Raw genomic sequence first — 21,099 nt, 5'->3', positions numbered from 1 at the left:
CGGCGATCGATTACAATAACAATATCATGATATTGTTATTGTAATCGATCGCCGCTAGTTTTCATCGCCTTTTCAATCCACTTCCCAATCAGATTCCTTCCCGCTTCCCCCATATAAATAAATCCACCTCGCTGTAAAAACCTATATAAAATCACATGGTTATAGCGGTCCAAAATTATCTGCGCACAAACAGACGAGCTTTACCAATCAAATCCCCATCCTCTCCTTAATGCGGTTGGTTTATGCTTATTTATATGTTTTTCATGCCCGGCTGAATAAATTATATGTTTTATCGACACTCTCCCGCCATTGATCCGATCCTAACCAAACCACCCATTCACCCTCGAATAATGGAAAATTCATTCCGATCAACAAGTATAAATATACAAAATATATGTATTAATAGCGATTACAAAGGTATAATATTCCACCTGCGCACCCAGCAGCGCGTGCTACCGTCATCGCAATCGAATGACAGGCTAAATACGGATCATTTGGTCTATCAAAAGTTGCACAAAATGATTGACTATCGTGGCTGCGTGAGGGAGCCTCTGCGCGAAAATACGGGGAACATAACAAATCATCATGTCGCCAGAACGCTTTAATGAATGCCTGCGGGTGATCCGCTGGACGCCAATCAATATTGCCTCTGCCTTGCAATGTGAACTCTCATGGATCGAGGCGCTGGAAGCCGGCAACGATACAGTTCCCGATGGCCTCGCAACATGGCTGGAAACGCTCGCGCAAGCTCATGAAGCATTACCACCGCCATCAACCTACAGAGGAAAACGGTCGACATTCTGATGCGGCCAACAGCTGAAAACCTTCACCAACAACCGGATTACGCAATATGAAACATGCCATCGCAATTCTCGGTCTGATCACCGTCTCCAGCCCGGCCTTCGCAGCATCGTGCGAGAAAAACTTCACAGTCTCAGGTGTGCCGATGGTCACGGCTGTCTCTTACAAATCCTTTCAGGAACTGCCGAAAGCCAAAGCACCCGCTGTCCTTCAAAAGCTCGCCCAGGCCGTCGCAGCAGAAGGTTTCTCAGGTATCCAGATCAACAAGGAACTGTCGTCAATCGATGCCCATCAGGAAACCAGCGGAAGCGGCAGGATTCAGACGCTGCGCGTTGTCGCCCGCCAGAAAGGCGCCGCTGTCCGGATCGATGCTGTTTTCAACATTCAGGCAGGACAGATCGCCGACAAGGATGTCATCCGCAAGGGCATCTGCGACATCATAAAAGGCGTGTAAGCCATGGCTTAAAGACACTCCGGTCCAGCAGCACGAGCCTCGAAGCTGGCCTTGCAATCTCCGCAGCCGGCAACAGGTGGCACGAAAGGAGCTAAGCGCTGCCTACCGGGCTCCATCAGAATTTCATGTTCAGCAACTCAGGAAAATTATAGTACCGCAACCGCTTGTCACGGCAGCGGTAGTCATTCTTTGAAACGTCCACGCTTAAATTCTTGTACACGGCTACGCCAATATACGACCAATCGGGGTTGGAACGTTCCGCCGTTCGCGTGCAATAAGCGTAAATCTGCTTTTCAGGGTCGAGCAGCACTACGCTCGAAATCTCGGCTTTCGTGAAATATCCGGGTTTGATAGTTCCGCGCATGGCGTCCACATAGTCACGTTTAATCGGTCTGGACGGTGGACGCTGCGAATCCAAAACAGATAGCGGTGCCGGAGTCTGGCATCCAGCCAGTGTCATCACGGCTGCACAGAGAAGTAAAGCTGTCCTCATTCAATTCAATCCCCAAAAGTCAAAGCACAACACGCAAAATGCACCCTGCAGCTATTGAGTTAAAATTGCGCAACACACACGGATCCACAGCCGAAAATAGAAAGGTCACGCTTCGATAGACCTGACAATAACCGTCAAACAGGTTGCGGCACGCTTTCGGCAGACGCCGGATCAGGCCTACTTCAACGCGCTGGCATCAATGATGGTGGCTGCACAATCGAGGCGGAAATCCACTTAGTGAAACGCCCGAAACTGTTCAAACAAACCGAGCCACCTCTATACTCCCTCGTAAAAATTTTCAGTTTTCCCAATCCATATGGCGGATGGATGCTTCAATTGGGGAGATGGACTGTACTCGGCTGAGCACTGATCTGTACAAGCCAATTTACAATGATCCGGCAACAGGGCTGGCGCACTCTCGTGACGAGATAAATGTTAAGGATTTGCAATCGCAGAACGTGGACTCTGCAATGATGTTGCTGTAACTTTGCCGAAGGCGGGAGTTATAGATAAGTGACTGAAATAAAAGAACAAGATACGATTGCCAACGCGAATCCTTCAAAGAGCTTTTTTATAGCCATGCTGACCAGGGACATTGACCTGGTGGATTGCATACTCGATCTCTTGGACAATTCCGTTGACGGCATCAATGAGGCGGCACGCCGAGCTGGTGTCGAGCTCGACGCTGCCAAACCATTTGGTGGCCACGTTGTAGAAATCAACTACAATAAGGACTTCTTCCAAATTCTGGACCGGTCTGGCGGTATACCGATCACTATAGCTGAAGAGTATGCGTTTCGGTTCGGCCGTCCGGATGATGCGCCTGAGCTAAAAGACGGCACGATCGGGCTCTATGGCATTGGAATGAAAAGAGCGATGTTCAAAATGGGGAACGTCGTTGATATGGTATCCAGTACCGGCACGGAATCTTTCTCGCTATCACTGAACGTCGACAAGTGGCGACGTGACCCTCAAGTCAACAAGGATGCAGACGGCAACGAGCGGGTCGAGTGGTCTTTCCCCATGACCAACATCGTATCTGCCAATACGGCTGTACCGGTTGGCACCACAATACGAATTACTGAACTTTACGATGGGGTCTCACGCCAGTTCGACAACCCCGCATTCACCGACCGCTTGCAGCGCATGGTCTCTCGAGACTATGCGTTCATCCTAAGTCGTGGCCTTGAAGTGCAGATAAACGGTACCACCGTCAAACCGCAGATGCCAGTCATGAGGGAGAGTGCGGAGTTCGCCCCGTTTAAGCACGTCGAGCAAATCGATGGTGTACGGATCGAGATTTCCGCTGGACTAGCGGATCCCCCGCCTGATGACACTTCCGCAACTGCGCGCAATCCGGACACCGGCGTCTACGGTTGGTACATAGTTTGCAACGACCGTGTGGTGGTTAGTGCCGATAAATCCAGCGATACAGGCTGGGGTCTCAAACCTGTTCCAGCTTGGCATCCTCAGTACATAGGCTTCGTGGGTGTAGCGCGATTTGACAGCGACGAGCCAGGTAAGCTTCCTTGGAAAACAACTAAGCGCGACGTTGAATCCAGCAACACTTTCTATTTGCGTGCACTGCCGATCATGATGCGTGCAACGAAAAAGCTTACCGACTACACTAACGCGCGCCGTGCTGAGGCTAAGAGACTTAAGAGGATCGAAAAGGCGGCAGCCGCGAAGCCGGTCGAGCGGATTATGATCAGTTCACCCATGAGGCTCCCCCAGACAACTGTAAAAGACATAGTCGTGATCGAGTACTTTCGCGAGGCGGCGGATGTCCAAGCTGCAGCAGAGGCCCTGGGAATGATTGGCTCGTCTCCATCAGAAGTAGGGATCAAAACATTTGAGTACTTCTTCACGCGAGAAGTTACCAAGTGACGAAGCGATCATTTGAGTCTATTAATTACATGATCCGACCGAACAAAAATGTCGAGCGGAAGCTCATCCTGGCCACACTGAACCGGTTGAGGCTCCAATTTCCCGTAGTGGATTATCGTTACGTTGGATTTGGATCGATGTGGTTTTCAGATTTCGTGCTGATGCACAAGGCACTGGGAATCTGCGACATGGTGACAATCGAGAACCAAAAAAGCCGCGCTAGGCGTGTCGAGTTCAACAAGCCATTCGGTTGCATCGCAGTTAAGATGGAAGACGCCGCGACCGCACTCGGGGAGGTCCTTGACGAGAAACCCAGTATCGTTTGGCTGGACTACGACGGGCCGCTGAAGAACGCGGTTTCGGGCGACATTGAGACTGCAATAGGAGCGATGTCGGTTGGAAGCATGTTCCTAGTAACGGTCAACGCAATGGCGGATCAGCTACGCGGACATAAGAATGATGACGACGACGAGTTATCGATGATCGATTACTTGGTGACGATTTGCGACGACGAGAGCCTACGCTCGCGGAAGAATGAGATAACGCGAGTGCACTTTCCAGAACTGGCGGCAAGCATCCTGCATGGAAAGATAAAATCGGCAGTGCTGGAGAAAAAGCCAGGTTGCGAGTATCAGCCTATCTGGTGCTACAAGTACGCCGACGACGCCGAAATGATTACGGTCGGAGGAATGATTGTCGACGAGTCGACTAAACAGAAATTCGTCGAAAGTGGAGCATCAGATCTAGCTCACGTTACCGGTGAAGCTCTTTTCAACATAGAGTTGCCCGTCTTGACGGAGAAAGAGAAGCGAGCGCTTGACACGCGCCTTCCTTCGGTATCGCCTCTGAAAATCAAAGACATAGAGTTCGAGCTCCGACCTTCTGAACTAGAGGCATACCAACGCTTTTATCTAGAGTATCCAGTGTTCGGCGAGATGTCGGCATGATAGCGTTATGCAACGAACGCCAACCGTCCACGGCTCGACTTCACGGAGGATCGCTGCATGACCCTCGTTGACTTGTTCTGTGGCTGTGGCGGGTTTTCCCTCGGCGCGCACAATGCGGGCTTCAAGGTCGGCGCGGCGTTTGATATAGACCCTATACTCACGTCCTCATTCTCTCGGAACTTCCGCGATACCAAACTCCACCTGCGCGATGTCTCGGCCCTTACGGGTGAGCAAATACAACGGCTAGTTCAGTCCCCAATTACAGGGGTGTTTGGCGGCCCTCCCTGTCAGGGCTTTAGCGATATCGGCAGGCGCGATGCGTCCGACCCACGTAGGCAACTCCTTGGCCACTTTTTCAGGATCGTGAATGAGATCAAGCCGCTGTTTTTCGTAATGGAGAACGTAAAGGGGCTTTCTTATCCGGATGCCAAAGAGGTGCTGGACAAAGCGCTGTCTCAAGTGAACGGCAGCTACGATATTTTCGGTCCTCACATATTTGATGCTGCGGATTTTGGAGCAGCCACAAGGCGACGACGGCTGTTCGTAATCGGCTTCAAGAAGGAGCTTGGAATCGATTTTGGTTTGGATGATCTAAAAGCGTACCAACAAGCCCCATCCACCGTCAAAGCTGCAATTGAAGACCTGGCCCAGGCCAAGTTTATTAAGAATGACGACAAAAATTTTGACGTATGGCAGATCACGAAGAAAGGCCGCCCATTCGACTACGCCCGTAAGATGCGCGACGCCGATGGGTGCTTCACCGGACATCGCATAGTTGATCACAAGCCGGACGTTGTTGAGCGCTTCTCGTCGGTACTACCGGGCAGAACAGATAAGGTCGGTCGTCATCCCCGACTGGACTGGACCAAACAGTGCCCCACCCTACGCGCCGGAACAGGTGCTGACAAAGGTTCGCGTCAAGCTGTGCGCCCAATACATCCGTCTGAGAACCGAGTCATTACCGTTAGAGAAGCAGCACGACTTCAAGGCTTCCCTGATCGGCACGTCTTTCACCCCACCATCTGGCATAGCTTTCGAATGATTGGAAACAGCGTGTCTCCGATCATTGCAGAAGCGATTTTCTCTGCAATCAAAGCTAAGGTCGACGCGTACCAGGAGACGCCCATAGCAGCGGAATAGACATGACGGACCGCCTGACCCCGGAAAAGCGTTCATGGTTGATGTCGCGAGTTAAGAGCCGCGACACAACCCCAGAAATTGCGGTCAGGAAAGCTGCTTTCTCATTGGGTTTACGGTTCCGACTGCACACGTCCAAACTACCGGGAAGACCTGATCTGATTTTCCCTCGATGGAAGAAGGTGATCTTCGTCCACGGCTGCTTTTGGCACCGCCATCCTGGTTGCCGCAAAGCGACCACACCAAAATCTAACGAGGCATTTTGGGAAGAAAAATTTCGGAGAAATGTCGACAGGGATGAGCGAGTGCTACACGAGATTTCAATTCTTGGTTGGGACCCCTTGGTAATTTGGCAATGCCAAACCAGAAGCGATAAAGAATTGAAAGATCGATTGATCTCATTCTTTCAAATAGACCCCGAAACCCGAAATGTATCGGAGACTTCGTCTTCATGAGGGGTGTTTTTGATATCAGCGGGGCCTCAGTTTACGATGACAAGATCACGGAACGCTACCATTTCCCTTCGAAATACCTTCCAATAGCTGAAAGAGTTGTTGGAGATTGGGTGGTTTACCGCGAAACCCGAGTCAACAATGGTCGGATGGCCTATGTAAGTGCGGCGTTTCTAGAACAAATTGAACGAGATAAGGCCGACCCAACGCATTTCTATGCGCGAGTTTCAAAATACTTCGAGTTCGATGGACCAGTGCCGTATCGGTCATCAGATGGGATATTCTTAGAGCGTTTTCTGAGAGACCTACCGAAGGCAGGAGATGCAGGCCGTATGCTCCGAGGAGCATCCGTTCGCATTCTAGAAGAAGCTGATTTCTCGACAATCATTCGACGTGGACTTCATGACACTTTGGACCCTAGGAATCCTTTTATAGAAGAGATGGTGGTTGGAACTTCTTCTCCAGTCGAGCTCTTCTCAGCTGACCGAAAGTCGGAGGCTGTTCTAGTCAATCGGCTAGTTCGCCTGGCGAGCTTCAGGCTGCATGTTTTAAGCGCTTACGATGCCACCTGCGCTGTAACTGGGCTCAAAGTGCTAGATCAGAAGGGCAAACCAGAAGCACAGGCGGCTCACATACTTCCCGTAGCCAGTGGTGGTCCCGATACTGTGCGAAATGGCATTGCATTGACTTCGACGGTACATTGGCTTTTTGATCGCCACCTTTTCACGATTGATGAAAACTACCGAGTGGTTGTCGGTAAAGCCGACCTTCCTTCACAGCTCGTGAGCCTTTTGCAACCTGGTCGTTGCATCCGACTGCCAGCCAATCCTAATAATCATCCGTCACAAGATTATCTGTCCCTGCATAGATCTCAATTTTACAAGCGCTTCCAGTAGTCAATTGAGCGAACTACATAAGCCAAGAAAGAAAAGATAAGGAAGAGGGTTGCTTTAGACCGAGGAATCAAAAGCCGTTGGAGGCGGTTAGCTATGGACGATCCATCAATATTGGGAAAGCTTAACCAGATACGCAGCGATGCCCTGAGCTTTTTTGAGCACGCAGCAACCATCTTGAAGGTCAACGGCAGTTGGGAAGAGGGTGACGATCCCTTTGGCTACACTTACAGTAACAAGGACCTCTGGGCGGAGCTCCCGGAATCTTCGCAAGCAGAGGCAAAATCGATAGCTTCTCGTTTGGCAACGCTGGCACAGCATATCGCACCAGTTATTCGTCGTTCGCCGCTGCTAACGGAAGCGGACGAGCGTGAAGCCGGACACGCGTTTAAGGGCATGCGCTCCGCATTGCGGTTTCGCGACTTCGAATTTGAAGACGTTCAGGTACTGCACGACGAGGGCTCTGTTCTTGGGGTCCAGGCAGCCCACGAAAGTGAGCGACTGGCAAATCCGCCGGAGGCGCAGCGTTGTTTCAATTCATGGCACCAGTCACTCATTGATAGATTGGAGCTCGCTGATTTGAACCATGCTCAAGGAAACGATATTTCAATCGGCACCCCACGAACGATAGCCGCTGGTTATCGCCCTGACACCGCTTTCATCATGATGTGGATATCCAAGGAGCGGCCGGAACTGGAGGACGCTTGCAATAAGATCAAGGAATGCTTCAGGCGATTTGGTATCAAAGCTGTTCGCGCCGATGATATCGAGCATGAGGATGTGATCACTCAGCGCATTCTCGACGAAATCAAAACCGCCGAGTTTCTGATTGCCGACATTACAGGCGAGAGGCCAAGTGTTTACTACGAGATTGGCTATGCCCACGCTCTTGGCCGGCGGGTCATTATGTATCGCAGAGCCGGAACTGCTATTCATTTCGATATCGCGGCGTACAACTGCCCGGACTACACCAACCTGACCGGATTGGAAGGCATGCTAATGAAGCGGCTTGAGGTATTAACTGGCGGCCCCCCTAGATTCGCCTAGGTAGGTCAATCTGTTAGATATAAGATTAGTCGGCCATGTTCTTCTCGCACGAGAAGCAAGCTTCGCCCGGATACCTTTCGTACGCTTCCTTGAGAAGGTCGGTGTACTCGCGCGCTCCCATTGCAGCGGCCCAAGGAACCGGGCCGTTGGCTCCACGGTTGCGATCATACATCACTCGCTTGTAAAAATCGTCCTCCAATTCCCAGACCGCTCCCCCAAAGATCGTTCCGTGGGCATCACACCGTTCCAATCGCCCGATATGAGCCAGGTACTCGGCTGCCATCCGGATATTTTCGTCATGCCTCAACATTTCATTGTGTTTCGGCCTGGCATTTGACCCCACGATCGGCGCAGAAGGCGGCCCCCCGCCATATCCACGAAACGCCACATTGATCCGCGTATTGGCCTGTCCCAACCGGGGTCGGACTTCCGCACCGAAAGGGGGCATACTTCAATGCTTAATCACAGCGGACTGATCTTTACCGTCAAAATTATGAACTGGTGATCGTAGTCTATCGGGATGATGATTTGCAAATTCAAGGAAAGGGCGTCACGCACCGGGTCCAAGAAAGAACAGGAATTTCCATGCTGGATCTCCCCCACGAACTAAGAATTAACGGGAATGATGTTCGTTGGGGAAAAATAGGCAGCGGGCCGCCGCTGGTTGCCGTTCACGGGACGCCATTCTCTTCTCAGGTCTGGCGCCGTATCATCCCCCACTTCGCCAGTCATCGAACCATTTATTATTTTGATATGGTCGGATATGGACAGTCCGAAATGCGCGAAGGGCAGGATGTGTCGCTCGGCGTGCAGAATGATGTTTTAGCGAATCTGTTTCGAGAGTGGAATATTGATCGGCCAGAGATGCTGGCCCACGATTTCGGCGGCGCAACCGTACTTCGTGCCTACTTTCTTAACGGATTGCGCTATTCAGCCTTAACGATCATCGATGCTGTAGCTCTTTCGCCATGGGGATCACCCTTGGTGCAGCATGTTCGTCAGCATGAAATGGCCTTTTCTCGAATGCCGGACTACATGCATCGTGCCGTGTTACGTGCTTACCTTCAAACAGCCGCGCGGTCGCCGTTATCGGAAGAGGCGCTGAATATATACAGTGCGCCTTGGATCGGCCCTGTCGGACAGCCCGCATTTTATCGGCAAATCGCGCAAATGGACCAGCGTTTTACGGATGAAATTGAAACTCTCTATGCGCGGTTGGACTGCCCGGTAACTGTGCTCTGGGGAAAAAATGACGATTGGATTCCCTATGAGATGGGGGAGCGTTTAGCAGCATTAATTTCCGCTCATCAGTGTACCCTGTTACCCGAGACTGGCCATCTTGTTCAAGAGGATTGCCCGGAAGCAATTGTTGCCGCAGTTTTGAAAAGTTTTAGGGTCACGAGAAACACGCTAGATGAAGACCAATGAACGATACATTGCGACGGACTGGGCCGCAGAACCGGCCGCGCTATTTCCACCCGCTTGCTAGAGGATTATCTCGCGCCTCGCTCCACTGACATCTGGCAGCAGAGTTATAATGGTTTCGCAGATTCATTATAACGGGATCGGGCGATGAAACAGATTGACCTCGTTTACAGAACGGCGTTCGCTGAACTCGCGCAGCGGACGTTCGATGCTCAGTTTCAGGCAGATTTTCCCCTTGAAGGTCGGTTTGTTGCCGTTCCGGTCAAGGGCCGCAATTATTGGTATTTTGATCTCCCTACTCCCGAGGGTAAGGACAAGAGACGCTATGTCGGGCCGCAGGATGACGCCGACATCACTGCCCGGGTGAAAGCCCATAAGCAAGTCAAAGACGACATCCGGGAGCGGCGCAAGCTCGTCGGCATGCTGCTGCGAAGCGGCGGCATGTCCGCGCCGGATCGCTTCGCGGGTGAAGTGACCAAAGTACTCGCTGACGCGGGCCTCTTTCGTCTGAGGGCACTCCTCGTCGGTTCTGTGGCTTTCAGCTGTTACTGAGGCCTCCTTGGCGTTCGTCTCCCTGGTACCACTATGCAAACAGGCGATGCGGACTTCGCGCAGGACTAAACCATTCGATGAGCGCATTAGGAAAACTGTCTCGAACGTCTTTGGTCGAAAATGCTCACAAAGACCGCGTCGAAGTGTAAGGCGCGCACCGAATACGATGCACGTCTCGTGTCACTACGAAGCCAGGCTTGGCAAAAGTGAAACTCTCTCCATCAGCCTCGACGCTCTCGATTTTCTGCCGAACAGCATTAAGCGGTCGGACTCTGATATGGCCGACTAACTTGAGTGCGCGAACTGCGTGGCCAGTGAATTGCGCGCAAAATGCCTTCACAATAAAGATAGCCGGAGGGCCGCGCATACAATGGTGTGATGGGTTGCCGAACTGCCTTCTGGACACGCTTCCCGTCAGACTGGATCGAACATCTCCCTGAACTCCGCATCGGCAAAGTAGGCAATTTTCTCAGCAAAAATTGGTCGTTGTCCGGCCAGGAACAGCAATTGTCCGTGCGCCGGCAGATTGCGCACCTCATCAGGGGTGAGCAGCGGCCGGCCGGTATGTTGCTGGCTGTAGGAGATCCCCGTCTTATCGGAATCGAGGGCTCTCGCCATTGTCTGGAACACGACCGTCTCCTGCCCAAGCAAATCAGAGATGAGGCGGGCGCTGTCATGATCGTTGACGCCGAAGACCTGCAGCACGCCGGCATTTGACAGAAAGGTTCCGGCGCGGTGACCGTATGTGGCACGCAGCTGATGGATGTCCTGGAGGATAGGCCAAAGCTGGACACCATAGCCTGCCATCAGACCCATCGCGCGTTCGACTGGTGCCAAATGCCCAAGGGATGCGAACTCATCGAGCAGATAGAGAACCGGTGTCGCCGGCTTTGTCGGATCGCGGGCCATTTCGAGCAGGCTTTGTGAGACAAGCAGGCGCAGCCAGCGCGAATAGGTCGAGAGGCGATCAGGAGGAAGGACGAGGAACACCGTCATGTTGTTGCGCTTGAGATCGGCAAACCGGAAATCCGAGCGGCTGAGGACGGCCGTCATGCGCGGTGAATCGAGAAAATGCGTATGGCGCTGGGCTGCGGAGAGAACGCCTGCGGCTTCGCGATCAGATTTTCCGAGGTGGCGGTTTGCGGCACGCGCGACAAGACCTCTCGCCGCATCGCTGTCCTGCATACGCTTGAGCAGTGCTTTAAACTGTTCCGGAGCAAGGGTGAGATAGTCGCGGAGTGTTGCGAGGTGCCTGCGTCGCAAAGGCTCAAATGCAACGATCTCGAGCAACAATCCGCCGATAAGAGCTTTTGCCTCCTCGTTCCAATGCGCCTCGCCCGCCATTCCCGGTTCGTCGAACACGAGGGCGTCGGCAAGGGTGCTGGCGTCGTCCGCGACATCGAGGCTGTGGGGATCAAGCAGGGCCAGTGGATTGAAGGCTGCCGAGGATCCACAGGTGACCCCGAAAGGATCGAGCACATGAACCGGGCCGAATTTCTGGCGCGCACGACCGGTGATTTTTGCATTCTCACCTTTTGGATCAACGCAGATCACGGAACGGTCGGCGGTCAGCAGGTTTGGGATGATAGTGCCCACACCCTTGCCGGTTCGCGTCGGCGCCATCGTCAGGAGATGGGCCGGGCCATCATAGCGCAGAGGCTTGGCCGTTTTCGTATCACGACCGATCAGGAGGCCGGAGCCGGATGAGGTGAGAGCGCCTATTTCCTTGTCTGTCGCAAACCGGGCGGAGCCATGGGTATCATCGTCATCATCCCCGAAATGCAAAATCAGTGGAGTGGTGATGAACCAAAAGGTGATAACGGCAAGCGCCAGCAGGGTTAAGAGACCTGGAATGATGTAGACAGGCGAGCCTTGAGCAAAACCCATTTGCTCGAGGAAATGACCGCCACCCATGCCGATCACAAAGGTGACGTTGAACAGGATGAACATAAATCCAAGCAGCCGTTTCCAGATCCGGAAGGGCATGGCAAGCAAACCCAAAAATGCCCAAAGCGGATCACGCGCGGCGGCGCGCATCATGTTCTTGAATGCGTCCCAGGCAAGTCGCAACCGGTTCATGGAGCACCCTGCACGCCGCCACCACTCTCTGCCGTGCTCGGCTGTACTGGTCGAATCAGATCGGCAAAGAGCGCCTTGTCACTGTCGCGTGTCAGAAAGCCCGGTAGTTCACGACGCAGCCATTCACCGAGCTGCTGCTTGAAAACCTGATCATCCGAGGTTTCGAGGTGATGCAGAACGAGCGAACCGATCAGGACCTTTCGGCGCATGTCGTTGTTGCGCTCGGTTTTCGAGAGACGGGCCTTGAGGGCGGACCGTTGCGCGTCCAGTTCAGCTAGGCGCTGTTCGATGGTTTTCTTTGCCACGATTATTCCTTTCGATTGCGGTCGCACCGGAACTGCAGCTGTTGACCGCGGCTTTGCTCCTGGAAGACAGACCAGTTTCTATGAGGAGATCGACATAGCGATTGTGAGAGTAGGTTTGACCATATGGTTCATGACGCTGTGGTGGCTGCTACCTGAGCTCAGGATTGTTGTGTCACCGGTGAAGCTCAGTCGCTGGCTTTCGCGGCCTGTTCGAGCCTTTCGATGTGCTCGCGGCAGACCGTGTTGACGAGATCGTAGAGGATGGACGTTCTGGCAGTCAGCCAGGTCAAAGCCTCCTCGGTGATTTCGTAATGGTCGGAGTAACGGGCCTTCACATAGGCTTCGTTCAGTGTGTTGAACCACGACTGAAACCGATGGTGATCCCGCGGCCAGGCCTCGGCGAGGCGGATATCCTGCCCCTCAGCCAGCCCTCGCAAAAATTTCAGATTATGGCTGGCAGGGCTGTAGTTGGTGAGGGTCAAAAGCAGAGTGGAATAAGCCTGCTCTATGGATTGGTGCAGCATGAAAGCTGTCTCTTTCCAATCTCCATCTTGGAGCCCGTAGAGGACGTGCTTAACGAAGAAGTCAGCAGTGCTCGAGCGAGCCGAAAAATGCCTTTTGGCAACCTCATATGCCTGTTGCCCCGTGAGGCTTTTCGGCTCGGCGAGTTCCCTATCGTCGAGTTCGTAGAGAGCAATGCCATCACGTCGGATATCGCTGAAGAAATATTGCCCTTCCTGCAGGAAATTGCTGATTTCGCGAGCACCATGGACAATGAGGCTCAAGGGCGTCTCGATCTCTTTGTCCCACATCAGCCGGTCTGTTGTCTTGTCCCAGTATTTGGGATCGGCAAGTTCCTTGTTGCTGACGATGACGAGGATGTCGAAATCCGAGCGATAGCCTTTCGACGTATGCGGTTCATCCACCCAGGTGCCACGCGCGTAAGAACCGAACAGAATGATTTTGAAAATCCGTCCATCCTTCTTGGCGTCAGACTTGGAGCGCTCCACCAGATCAGCAAACTCTTCCTGAATAATTCCGACGACGCGCGCGAGCTCGCGTTGCTTTCGTTCCGGCAAATGTTCAAGGCTGGTCTTCATGTCTGCTCCGCTTATCGACGGTGTCCTGTATGGGCCATTCCAGAGGCCTTTGAAACTCCGATTTTTGGTAGCCACCAAACGAATGCCTGTCTTCTCGGACGATGCACATTCGATCTTGAGGCAACCGGCTCTGATTTATGCAGATGGTATTGCAATACCTTCATTCCTCAATAGCGAACATTCAATGGTACTTTATCCTAGGTTGTATATCGCTTCCCGCTTTTTTCCCAATCGCCGGCGCTACGGGCGCTATACCGTGGCCGACTGAGTGGAGCGTAGAGGTTACGAAGGACCGTTAACGACGCACCCTGTCCAATCGCTGCAGCCAGATGCCCGCCTGCACTGCCGCTCACTTCGACGCAATTTTGGTAACACAGTCACGTCAAGAAAGGCACGGTCATGGAGGCGGCCATCACCATCCAGACAGGAGTGCGGGCCGCCCCCTAATTGGAAGCGACCCGCTAGATGGATGATCGAGGGCAAGGCAATTGGAAGCGCTGCATGAGTCTTGACGGCATAACCTCTCAAGGTCGCCATTTTGCGAAACGCAGAGCAAATGCCTATAGCGGTCCCGTACTCCAGGTACATCTAGTCATTCGGACAATTCGCTCTCTAGTGCGCTACCCGTTAGCTTACCGCCGACCACCACCTATTCAAACGCCCAAGATTATCGCTGCGTCACGCTGAGGCTTCTCGGCCGTATGTCGGATCGTAAACTCCCCCATTTGTCAAAAGAGCCCAAATGATGCGCGCTATACGATTTGCCACAGCGATAACGGCAACTTTGTACGGTCGTCTCGCGCGCAATCGACTGGCCCAACGACCGATTGGAGTTTTCTTATCTCGCATCATGATCACTGTGCCACCGAGATAAAGCATCGTTCGGAGTTCGCTATTCCCCATTTTCGTAATGCGGCTCAGAACCGAACGACCTCCGCTTGAATGCGTGCGAGGAGTGAGACCCAGCCATGAAGAGAAATGGCGGCCAGATGGAAACCGATGGATATCAGGAATTGTCGCAATAACGCACATTGCAGTTTTCGGGCCAACACCAGGTATCGTCAGAAGCCTACACGCGTTCTCATCGTGTTGGACACGTCGCTCAATCTCTTTGTCTAGTTTCGTGACCAAATCATTCAATCGATGTATCTGGTCGCAAATGTCGGTGAGAGCCTTTTTCATAACTGTCGGCAGGACGGTATCTGCTGCACTTTCCATAAGTTTGACTAATTTGGAATAATTTTGAATGCCCTTCGCCGCTATCAGGCCGGCCTCCGCTAGGTGCCCCCGCAGCGCGTTTACGAGTTGAGTCCGTTGTGAAACAAAAAGGCTGCGAGTTCGAAAAATCGTGATCGCCGCTTGTTGGTTCAAGGTTTTGACTGGAACGAAGCGCATTGTCTTTTGCGTAAGCGCAACATTGATCGCCTCTGCATCGTTGGCGTCGGTTTTGCCGCGTTTCACGAAGGGCTTCACGTAACTGGTATGGATCAACCGCACGTCATGCCCAAATTCTAGTAACTGCCGTGCCCAGTGATAACTTGTAGCGCAGGACTCCATTCCGATCAGGCATGGTTTGAGCTTGCTGAAAAACTCCAGAACGTTCTCACGTTTGATCTTAGTGTTGAAAAGGGTTTCTCCGCTCGCATCTGCTCCATGCGCCTGGAAAACCTGCTTGGCTATATCAAGCCCTACCGTCGCCACGTCCTGCATCGTCCGCTCCCTTGAAACCTTGGGGATCGATGCCACGATATCATCGCTCGATTTCAAATTGATGATGTGAAGCACATAAGGCCGTCTTCGGTGTTCGTTCAGGCCTCGGAGAGCCCGCTGATCACAGTCTCGATGTCCGCTGACATCGACCTGACTGAATGCCCCATTTTTCAGCGGGGGAATTCACCTCTTCAAACTGAGGCGTTTGGCGCCTATTCAAAAACGCGAGATTGTCTTTATTCGACCACTACTTTTAGTAGTCGAAATGCCCGTTCGTTGTTGCTAGCGTCGCCACCGGTAAACAGACAAGGGCGCACTTACGACTTGCGGCGCTTTTGAGCGTTTGGTCTCCCCGTTTGTGTATCGGAGATTTCGTTTGGCGATTTATCATCTCAGCACCAAACCTGTCTCGCGGTCATCCGGCCGAAGTGCTGTGGCGTCCGCCGCCTACCGTTGTGCTGTTCTTCTCGTCAATCATCGCGATGGTCTTGTTCATGACTTCACCCGCAAAGAGGGTGTCGAGCATAAAGAGATCGTGCTGCCGCAAGGCGTGTCTGTCGACTGGGCTTTGGATCGCTCGACGTTGTGGAACGCTGCCGAGTTTGCAGAAAAGCGAAAAGATGCCCGCGTCGCGCGCGAATTCGAAATCGCGCTTCCACATGAGCTTTCGCCAGAGGGGCGACTGAAGGCTGCGCGTGCCTTTGCTCAGGATCTGGCAAACCGCTATGGCGCGGCCGTGGATTTTGCAATCCATTCGCCAAGTGAGCATGGTGATATCAGGAACTACCATGCGCATGTGCTGATGACGACGCGACAGGTTGGCATAGCCGGCCTTGGCGAGAAAACTTATCTCGAGCACAAGAACGCACGGCTGTTGGCAAATGGCATGGCGACAACCGACATGCAGCTTCGCGATATCCGGCAGTCGTGGGAAGGCATCGCCAACCGTCAGCTTCAACGCGAAGGCCTGGATGTTCGCATCGATCATCGCTCGCATATTGAGCGCGGTCTTGAGTTGTCGCCGACCGAACATATGGGCGTGCATGCGTCGCAGATGCAGCAGCAAGGAATGGCAGTCGAGCGCGGGCGGCTGGATGACGAGGCAGCACGGCAAAATGCCGAACTGATCCGCCAAAAGCCTGAACAGGTTCTGACGCTGATCAGCCATGAGAAGAGCGTGTTCGATCGCCACGACATTGCCAAGACCTTGCATCGCTACATCAACGATGACGCCCAGACATTCCAGAACGCCTTTGCGGCTGTCATCGCCTCACCAGCGCTCGTTGAGCTTCAGCCTGAGCGCATCGATGCCGAGACAGGCGAAGTTTCCAAAGCGCGCTATTCGACGCGGGACATGATCGATCTGGAGCTGCGCATGGCGCGATCGGCGGTGAGATTACATCAGGCGCATTCCCATCTGGTCGACCCTCGCCATGTCGAGCGTGCGATGGAGAAGCAGGATAACGCTCTTCGGAAAAGCTCCGGCGGAATGTTAGCTGCGAGCGATCCGTCAGCGGGATTGTCGGGCGAACAGCGTCAGGCGATCGCGCATATTACCGGGCCAGAACGCATCGCGGCCGTGGTCGGGTTTGCCGGTGCTGGAAAGTCCACCATGCTGGCAGCGGCTCGCGAGGCGTGGGAGTCTCAAGGCTATCAGGTCCATGGAGCGGCGCTGTCCGGAAAGGCTGCCGAGGGTCTTGAGGAAAGTTCTGGCATAGAGAGCCGCACCCTGGCGTCATGGTCTTACAGCTGGGACCATGGCCGGGATCTGATCGGTCGCAGTGACGTGTTTGTCATTGACGAGGCCGGCATGGTCGGGAGCCGGCAGCTTGCCCGCTTTATCGGAGAAGCGGAAGAGCGCGGCGCAAAGATCGTTCTCGTCGGGGACCATGAGCAGCTACAGGCCATCGGGGCCGGTGCACCCTTCAGGGCGATTGCCGAGCAGATCGGCCACGTCGAACTTTCCGGGATACGCCGCCAGCGCCATGATTGGCAGAGACAGGCATCGGTTGCCTTTGCGACCCACAAGACGGCCGAGGGCCTCGCCGCCTATCGCGATCACGGCGCCATCCACTTTGCGGAAAGCCGCGACGCGGCGATGGCGCAGATCGTGCGTGATTATGTCGCCGACAGTGAGAAGCGTGCCGATGGCACCCGGGTTGCCATGGCGCATCGCCGAGCCGATGTGCGCGCGCTCAATGCCGCCATCCGCTCCGAGCTTCAGAACAGACAAAAGCTGGAGCGTGGCCCGGGGCTGAGCGACGGTACGGACCGTGGAGACCGTGGGGATGTTGGGGTCGGCAAAGACGGCGGAGAACGCGTGTTCCAGACCAATGGCGGCAAGCGCGCCTTCGCCGCCGGTGACCGGATCATCTTCCTCGAAAACAACCGCGACCTCGGCGTCAAAAACGGGATGCTTGGCACGGTCGAGCATGTGGAGCCGGGCAAGATCATCGCCCGGCTCGATGGCCGAGGCGGCGACAGTGTCGGCATTCCGATAGACAGCTATCAGGCCATCGACCACGGCTATGCGACGACGATCCATAAAAACCAGGGGGCGACAGTCGATCGCGCCTTTGTGCTGGCGTCGAGCACCATGGACCGGCATCTGACCTATGTTGCCATGACAAGGCATCGCGACAGCGTGCAACTCTATGCAAACAGCCAGGAGTTCGCCAATGCGGGCCGGCTGGTTGATCACGGCGTTGCGCCCTATGAAAACCATCCGCAGTCACGTGAGAGCTATTTTGTGACGCTGGAGAACGACAAGGGCGAACGGCGCACGGTGTGGGGCGTCGATCTCAAGCGGGCCATGCGAGATGCATCGCCAAAGATCGGGGACAGGATCGGACTGCAGCATCAAGGGGCCACGCCTGTCACGCTTCCGGACGGCACAAAGGCCGAGCGCAATGCTTGGCGTGTCGTCAAGGGTGACGCGTTGGCGTACCAGCAGCTGGCAAACCGCCTGTCGCGTTCCGGCGCGAAGGAAGCCACGCTGGATTACGTGAGCGACTTTGCCGAGCGGCGCGGAATCGCCAGCGACCCATGGATCGCAAGCGACCAATGGATCACCAGCGCCCCGTGGATCGGGCAAGAGTTTGGGGTGAGAAGCGAGATTGAACTCGCTTCCGCCAAAGATGAGCGTCAAGAGGTCTTGTCCCGTGCGGCCCATCTGCAACGGGAGCAGCAGGACCGGCCATCGGAACGTCAGCAGGTTTACGAGGAACGTGCCGGCGATCTGGCCGGCCCTGTTCAGCGCGAAGATCCTCGCATTCAGGTCGCCCGGACAATCGATGACGGTCGGCGCGACGACCCGACAGACGATAATAAGGGATATCGCCGCATCCGGTGGTCCGAGGTCATGTCGCAAGACGGCGCCGTCCCTGCCCCCACAGAAACTGTAGTCCAACAATCGCTGATCGAAACCGGTAAGCCAGCTCCACTAGTGCCAGCGATCACGCGTCACGACCACAGCATCGAAGAGGTAGCCCGGGAAAGAGCGATGTCCGTCATCGACCAGAGATTCGATACGGTGGAGTCAGTTGCGCGACGCGTGTTCCGTGATCCGGTCGAGGTCGCCGCGAGATTGCGTACCGCGATGACCGAGAAGGAAGGCAATGGCAACATCATGGCGAAGGCCATGGCCGAGCAACCCGAGCGGTTCGGGGAGCTACGCGGCAAGTCGGGTCCGTTCGGAAACAACAAGGAGCGGAAAGAGGCGCTGCAATATGCCAGGTCTCTGTCTGCCCACATTGGCTACGTCTCCGAGGCATGGGAGCGCCGGCTTGGCGAAGAGCGCGCAAGCGAACAATGGCAGCGTGAGCAGCGTGACCTCATCGAGGTCCCTGCCCTCACGCCGCGCAGCGCCGAAATCATTGCCGAGGTGGAGAAGATGCCGTTGGAGAAGCGGAGCCAGTTTATCGCGGAGCTTCGCTCGTCACCTGAGGGCCGAGCCGCGCTCGATGAGGCCAAGCTTGTCGCTGATGCACTCACGCGGCGGTTCGGTAGTTCCGATCCCCGAAGGTTCGCCGAAGAACTCGAGGCACGGCCGGAGCTCGCAAAACAGGCCGAACAGATCAAGGCGATCGCCCGCATGGTGCATCGTACACGCCATGCCGAGCTTAGCCATGACCACGCGTTGAGACAGCAGCTTAACCGGTCGCAGGGGCTTGGATTGAGCCGATAGTTATTGATCTAAGCCCCTCATGGCTGCAACAATCCTGGGAGCTTTGGAGCGCGTGACTGCAAGGTGAGCCCACGGGCGTCATCAGCGCGAAAGTCAGAGTGAAAAGTGCCGTTGACGCGCCTGGGCCCTCAACGTCGCCGTCTGTCACGCGACGAGTGGCAGCGGGAACAAGTCCAAGCCAAGGCAGTGCAAAAGGTCATCCAGCAAGCGAGGAAGATAAAGTCAGATGGCAACAATTTCGTGACGCGAACGAAAACGGAAACCGCGAAGATAGTTGCCGACGCCGCCCTCGCACAAGAAGCCGCCCGCAAAGCGACAGCGGCCGCAAATTCTGCGCGTGACCGTGCCCAGCAAGAACGAGCACATGCACAGGCAGCGATTGCCGATGCCAACCGATACTCTGGCTGGGTCGGTCGCCTGCGCGCCGCCGGGGACCGTCTCCGCATGTCATCACTGGTCGAAAAAGTGCGAGCAGAATTTTCCGGCGAAATTGACCGCTGGCGCGACGAGGCTAAGGATGCCAAGCGAAAGCAACTTGAAGCCGAGCGCCAACGCTACGAAGCCGAAAGAAGGGCTCTTGAAGCACAGGAAGCGGCATTCCGAGCAGGCATCGAGCGCGACGGTCTGCGTTCAATGCTAACGCTTGCCGCCGATCCTGACACGCCAGACCTTTCGCCCGCTCCCAAGCTGATTTTGAAACCCAGCGTTCAGAAAATCGAGAAACGGGATGCTTAAAGCGATCTCAATTGCCACCATTCTGATTGCGTCCAGTGCGACCCGCTGGCGAAATTGTCTGGCGGTCGCCAACTGCAGGTGTACTGGCCCCTGTTTCTAATACTGCTCCACCTACTAGATCAGAGCTGCCAGGCTCAAGGACCATTGGGCATAGTCTCTGAAGAATTAGATGGAAGCGAAAGAGTAGTTCTCACGGTTCAATTTCATTATCGTCGTCTGGTCTATTTCTCTTTTTGCCGTCCGCGCGTCCTGAGCTTCTCTTTTCTTGCGTTCCTTCCACAGGACACACCGTTGCTGGAATGCCGCGATAATCTCCTGATCGCGATCTGCAAAACACCTGCGAAGATCGCCGGGGTCGGTGACAGATACTTCATCAAGATATGGATGAAGTTCGCGCGGAGTCAGAAGCTAGAGGGCGGCGAGGGCATCTTTTCGCCAGTATGGGACAGTTAGCTCTTGCATTATTTGGCTGACGTATGGGCGATAGCCCCACTGCTGGTAGCGTGCCGGAAAACGTTCCCAATCGGGATCGCCTTCCCAAGCCGCCTTTAGCTCCGCCTTGCGGCTAACCTTGATGCCGCGCTCATCCAGCATCCTATACCACCGTTGGCGGCTGTAGCCGTCACATTGGTCGTCACTGCCGTGCCGTGGGGCAAAGTCGTTTGCCGGGTCAGGCGTCCAATCTAACGGCTTTAGATCGGGATCGGGCCGGTCCACATATGAGTGCTGAAACGGTGCCAAAATCGATTCCTGCATGGCAAGAATAGCCAGCAGGAGCAGCAGCAACAAGCGTTGACGGCACTTTCGAGCTTCCTCAATCTGGCGGCGCAGGCGTTCGATGCGCCTGCGGTATTCTTCCTCACGCAGCCGCCGTTCGCGGCGGCGTCTTTCTTTCG

General features: G+C 54.5%; 18 protein-coding genes and 1 pseudogene. 12 read left to right on the top strand and 7 right to left on the bottom strand.

Translation table 11 applies throughout. The annotated features are described in order from the left end of the window. Window positions 1-585 precede the first annotated feature (585 nt). On the top strand, window positions 586-804 hold the full coding sequence (locus QRN60_RS22790; protein ID WP_038493340.1) for a hypothetical protein: 219 nt from the start codon (window positions 586-588) through the stop codon (window positions 802-804). Between the two features lie 46 nt (window positions 805-850). Further along, a complete protein-coding gene (locus QRN60_RS22785) occupies window positions 851-1,255 on the top strand; it encodes a hypothetical protein (protein WP_035199098.1) in 405 nt (134 codons plus the stop codon). A 115-nt stretch (window positions 1,256-1,370) separates the two neighbouring features. On the opposite strand, the gene QRN60_RS22780 is transcribed toward QRN60_RS22785, so the two are convergent. Further along, window positions 1,371-1,748: a putative periplasmic lipoprotein gene (locus QRN60_RS22780; protein WP_129567408.1), complete on the bottom strand. Its 378-nt coding sequence runs from the start codon at window positions 1,746-1,748 to the stop codon at window positions 1,371-1,373. A 513-nt stretch (window positions 1,749-2,261) separates the two neighbouring features. Between QRN60_RS22780 and QRN60_RS22775 the strand changes: the two genes are divergently transcribed. The 6 genes from QRN60_RS22775 (at window position 2,262) to QRN60_RS22750 (ending at window position 8,111) form a co-directional block, all read left to right on the top strand. Then, window positions 2,262-3,635, top strand: coding sequence for an ATP-binding protein (locus QRN60_RS22775; protein WP_129567407.1), 1,374 nt, complete (start codon window positions 2,262-2,264; stop codon window positions 3,633-3,635). A 29-nt stretch (window positions 3,636-3,664) separates the two neighbouring features. After that, window positions 3,665-4,582: an O-methyltransferase gene (locus QRN60_RS22770; protein WP_502871955.1), complete on the top strand. Its 918-nt coding sequence runs from the start codon at window positions 3,665-3,667 to the stop codon at window positions 4,580-4,582. A gap of 57 nt (window positions 4,583-4,639) precedes the next feature. Then, window positions 4,640-5,722: a DNA cytosine methyltransferase gene (locus QRN60_RS22765; protein WP_129567405.1), complete on the top strand. Its 1,083-nt coding sequence runs from the start codon at window positions 4,640-4,642 to the stop codon at window positions 5,720-5,722. A gap of 2 nt (window positions 5,723-5,724) precedes the next feature. Then, entirely contained in the window at window positions 5,725-6,174 is a 450-nt protein-coding gene (locus tag QRN60_RS22760) for a very short patch repair endonuclease (RefSeq protein ID WP_129567404.1), read from the top strand. Beyond that, window positions 6,171-7,067, top strand: a complete 897-nt coding sequence (locus QRN60_RS22755; RefSeq protein ID WP_129567403.1) for an HNH endonuclease — start codon at window positions 6,171-6,173, stop codon at window positions 7,065-7,067. The genes QRN60_RS22760 and QRN60_RS22755 overlap by 4 nt, the downstream gene beginning before the upstream one ends. A gap of 93 nt (window positions 7,068-7,160) precedes the next feature. Further along, window positions 7,161-8,111 (top strand): TIR domain-containing protein, encoded by a 951-nt coding sequence (locus QRN60_RS22750; protein WP_129567402.1) that lies wholly within the window; start codon window positions 7,161-7,163, stop codon window positions 8,109-8,111. Window positions 8,112-8,136: 25 nt separating this feature from the next. Here the strand turns inward: QRN60_RS22750 and QRN60_RS22745 are convergent, their stop codons facing one another. Continuing rightward, a complete protein-coding gene (locus tag QRN60_RS22745; protein ID WP_129567401.1) occupies window positions 8,137-8,394 on the bottom strand; it encodes a hypothetical protein in 258 nt (85 codons plus the stop codon). 302 nt (window positions 8,395-8,696) lie between these two features. On the opposite strand from QRN60_RS22745, the gene QRN60_RS22740 reads away from it, so the two are divergent. Beyond that, window positions 8,697-9,539: an alpha/beta fold hydrolase gene (locus tag QRN60_RS22740; RefSeq protein ID WP_129567400.1), complete on the top strand. Its 843-nt coding sequence runs from the start codon at window positions 8,697-8,699 to the stop codon at window positions 9,537-9,539. 144 nt (window positions 9,540-9,683) lie between these two features. Beyond that, window positions 9,684-10,154, top strand: a pseudogene (locus tag QRN60_RS22735) (GSU2403 family nucleotidyltransferase fold protein); the annotation flags it as partial. A 348-nt stretch (window positions 10,155-10,502) separates the two neighbouring features. Here the strand turns inward: QRN60_RS22735 and QRN60_RS22730 are convergent. From QRN60_RS22730 to QRN60_RS22715, 4 genes are all read right to left on the bottom strand, one after another. Then, window positions 10,503-12,167 carry a type IV secretory system conjugative DNA transfer family protein gene (locus QRN60_RS22730; protein WP_129567399.1) on the bottom strand — a complete coding sequence of 555 codons (1,665 nt, stop codon included), beginning with the start codon at window positions 12,165-12,167 and terminating at the stop codon, window positions 10,503-10,505. After that, a complete protein-coding gene (locus QRN60_RS22725) occupies window positions 12,164-12,472 on the bottom strand; it encodes a mobilization protein (protein WP_129567398.1) in 309 nt (102 codons plus the stop codon). The genes QRN60_RS22730 and QRN60_RS22725 overlap by 4 nt, the downstream gene beginning before the upstream one ends. 185 nt (window positions 12,473-12,657) lie before the next feature. After that, on the bottom strand, window positions 12,658-13,572 hold the full coding sequence (locus QRN60_RS22720; protein ID WP_129567397.1) for a nucleotidyltransferase and HEPN domain-containing protein: 915 nt from the start codon (window positions 13,570-13,572) through the stop codon (window positions 12,658-12,660). 678 nt (window positions 13,573-14,250) lie between these two features. Further along, a complete protein-coding gene (locus QRN60_RS22715) occupies window positions 14,251-15,282 on the bottom strand; it encodes an IS110 family RNA-guided transposase (RefSeq protein ID WP_060642248.1) in 1,032 nt (343 codons plus the stop codon). A gap of 376 nt (window positions 15,283-15,658) precedes the next feature. On the opposite strand from QRN60_RS22715, the gene traA reads away from it, so the two are divergent. Further along, window positions 15,659-19,468, top strand: coding sequence for a Ti-type conjugative transfer relaxase TraA (traA, locus tag QRN60_RS22710; RefSeq protein ID WP_129567396.1), 3,810 nt, complete (start codon window positions 15,659-15,661; stop codon window positions 19,466-19,468). 105 nt (window positions 19,469-19,573) lie between these two features. Beyond that, the gene (locus tag QRN60_RS22705; protein WP_129567395.1) at window positions 19,574-20,203 is read left to right on the top strand and encodes a hypothetical protein; all 630 of its coding nucleotides are present in this window, start codon (window positions 19,574-19,576) and stop codon (window positions 20,201-20,203) included. Between the two features lie 408 nt (window positions 20,204-20,611). Here the strand turns inward: QRN60_RS22705 and QRN60_RS22700 are convergent, their stop codons facing one another. Further along, complete coding sequence (locus tag QRN60_RS22700; RefSeq protein WP_129567394.1) at window positions 20,612-20,992, bottom strand: hypothetical protein; 381 nt, start codon at window positions 20,990-20,992, stop codon at window positions 20,612-20,614. Between the last annotated feature and the right edge of the window lie 107 nt (window positions 20,993-21,099).

Origin of the sequence: Agrobacterium sp. CFBP2214 (genome assembly GCF_030209895.1) — a bacterium.
GTDB classification, from domain to species: Bacteria; Pseudomonadota; Alphaproteobacteria; order Rhizobiales; family Rhizobiaceae; genus Agrobacterium; species Agrobacterium radiobacter.
Note: the sequence above shows the minus strand (reverse complement) of the source record. Positions and strands in the feature narration are given on the sequence as shown.

Excerpts from the sequence above, each read along its gene's own strand:
- QRN60_RS22790 (WP_038493340.1), top strand. The coding sequence starts at position 586 with ATGTCGCCAGAACGCTTTAATGAATGCCTGCGGGTGATCCGCTGGACG.
- QRN60_RS22785 (WP_035199098.1), top strand. The coding sequence starts at position 851 with ATGAAACATGCCATCGCAATTCTCGGTCTGATCACCGTCTCCAGCCCG.
- QRN60_RS22780 (WP_129567408.1), bottom strand. The coding sequence starts at position 1,748 with ATGAGGACAGCTTTACTTCTCTGTGCAGCCGTGATGACACTGGCTGGA.
- QRN60_RS22770 (WP_502871955.1), top strand. The coding sequence starts at position 3,665 with ATGATCCGACCGAACAAAAATGTCGAGCGGAAGCTCATCCTGGCCACA.
- QRN60_RS22765 (WP_129567405.1), top strand. The coding sequence starts at position 4,640 with ATGACCCTCGTTGACTTGTTCTGTGGCTGTGGCGGGTTTTCCCTCGGC.
- QRN60_RS22760 (WP_129567404.1), top strand. The coding sequence starts at position 5,725 with ATGACGGACCGCCTGACCCCGGAAAAGCGTTCATGGTTGATGTCGCGA.
- QRN60_RS22755 (WP_129567403.1), top strand. The coding sequence starts at position 6,171 with ATGAGGGGTGTTTTTGATATCAGCGGGGCCTCAGTTTACGATGACAAG.
- QRN60_RS22750 (WP_129567402.1), top strand. The coding sequence starts at position 7,161 with ATGGACGATCCATCAATATTGGGAAAGCTTAACCAGATACGCAGCGAT.
- QRN60_RS22745 (WP_129567401.1), bottom strand. The coding sequence starts at position 8,394 with ATGGCAGCCGAGTACCTGGCTCATATCGGGCGATTGGAACGGTGTGAT.
- QRN60_RS22740 (WP_129567400.1), top strand. The coding sequence starts at position 8,697 with ATGCTGGATCTCCCCCACGAACTAAGAATTAACGGGAATGATGTTCGT.
- QRN60_RS22730 (WP_129567399.1), bottom strand. The coding sequence starts at position 12,167 with ATGAACCGGTTGCGACTTGCCTGGGACGCATTCAAGAACATGATGCGC.
- QRN60_RS22720 (WP_129567397.1), bottom strand. The coding sequence starts at position 13,572 with ATGAAGACCAGCCTTGAACATTTGCCGGAACGAAAGCAACGCGAGCTC.
- QRN60_RS22715 (WP_060642248.1), bottom strand. The coding sequence starts at position 15,282 with ATGCAGGACGTGGCGACGGTAGGGCTTGATATAGCCAAGCAGGTTTTC.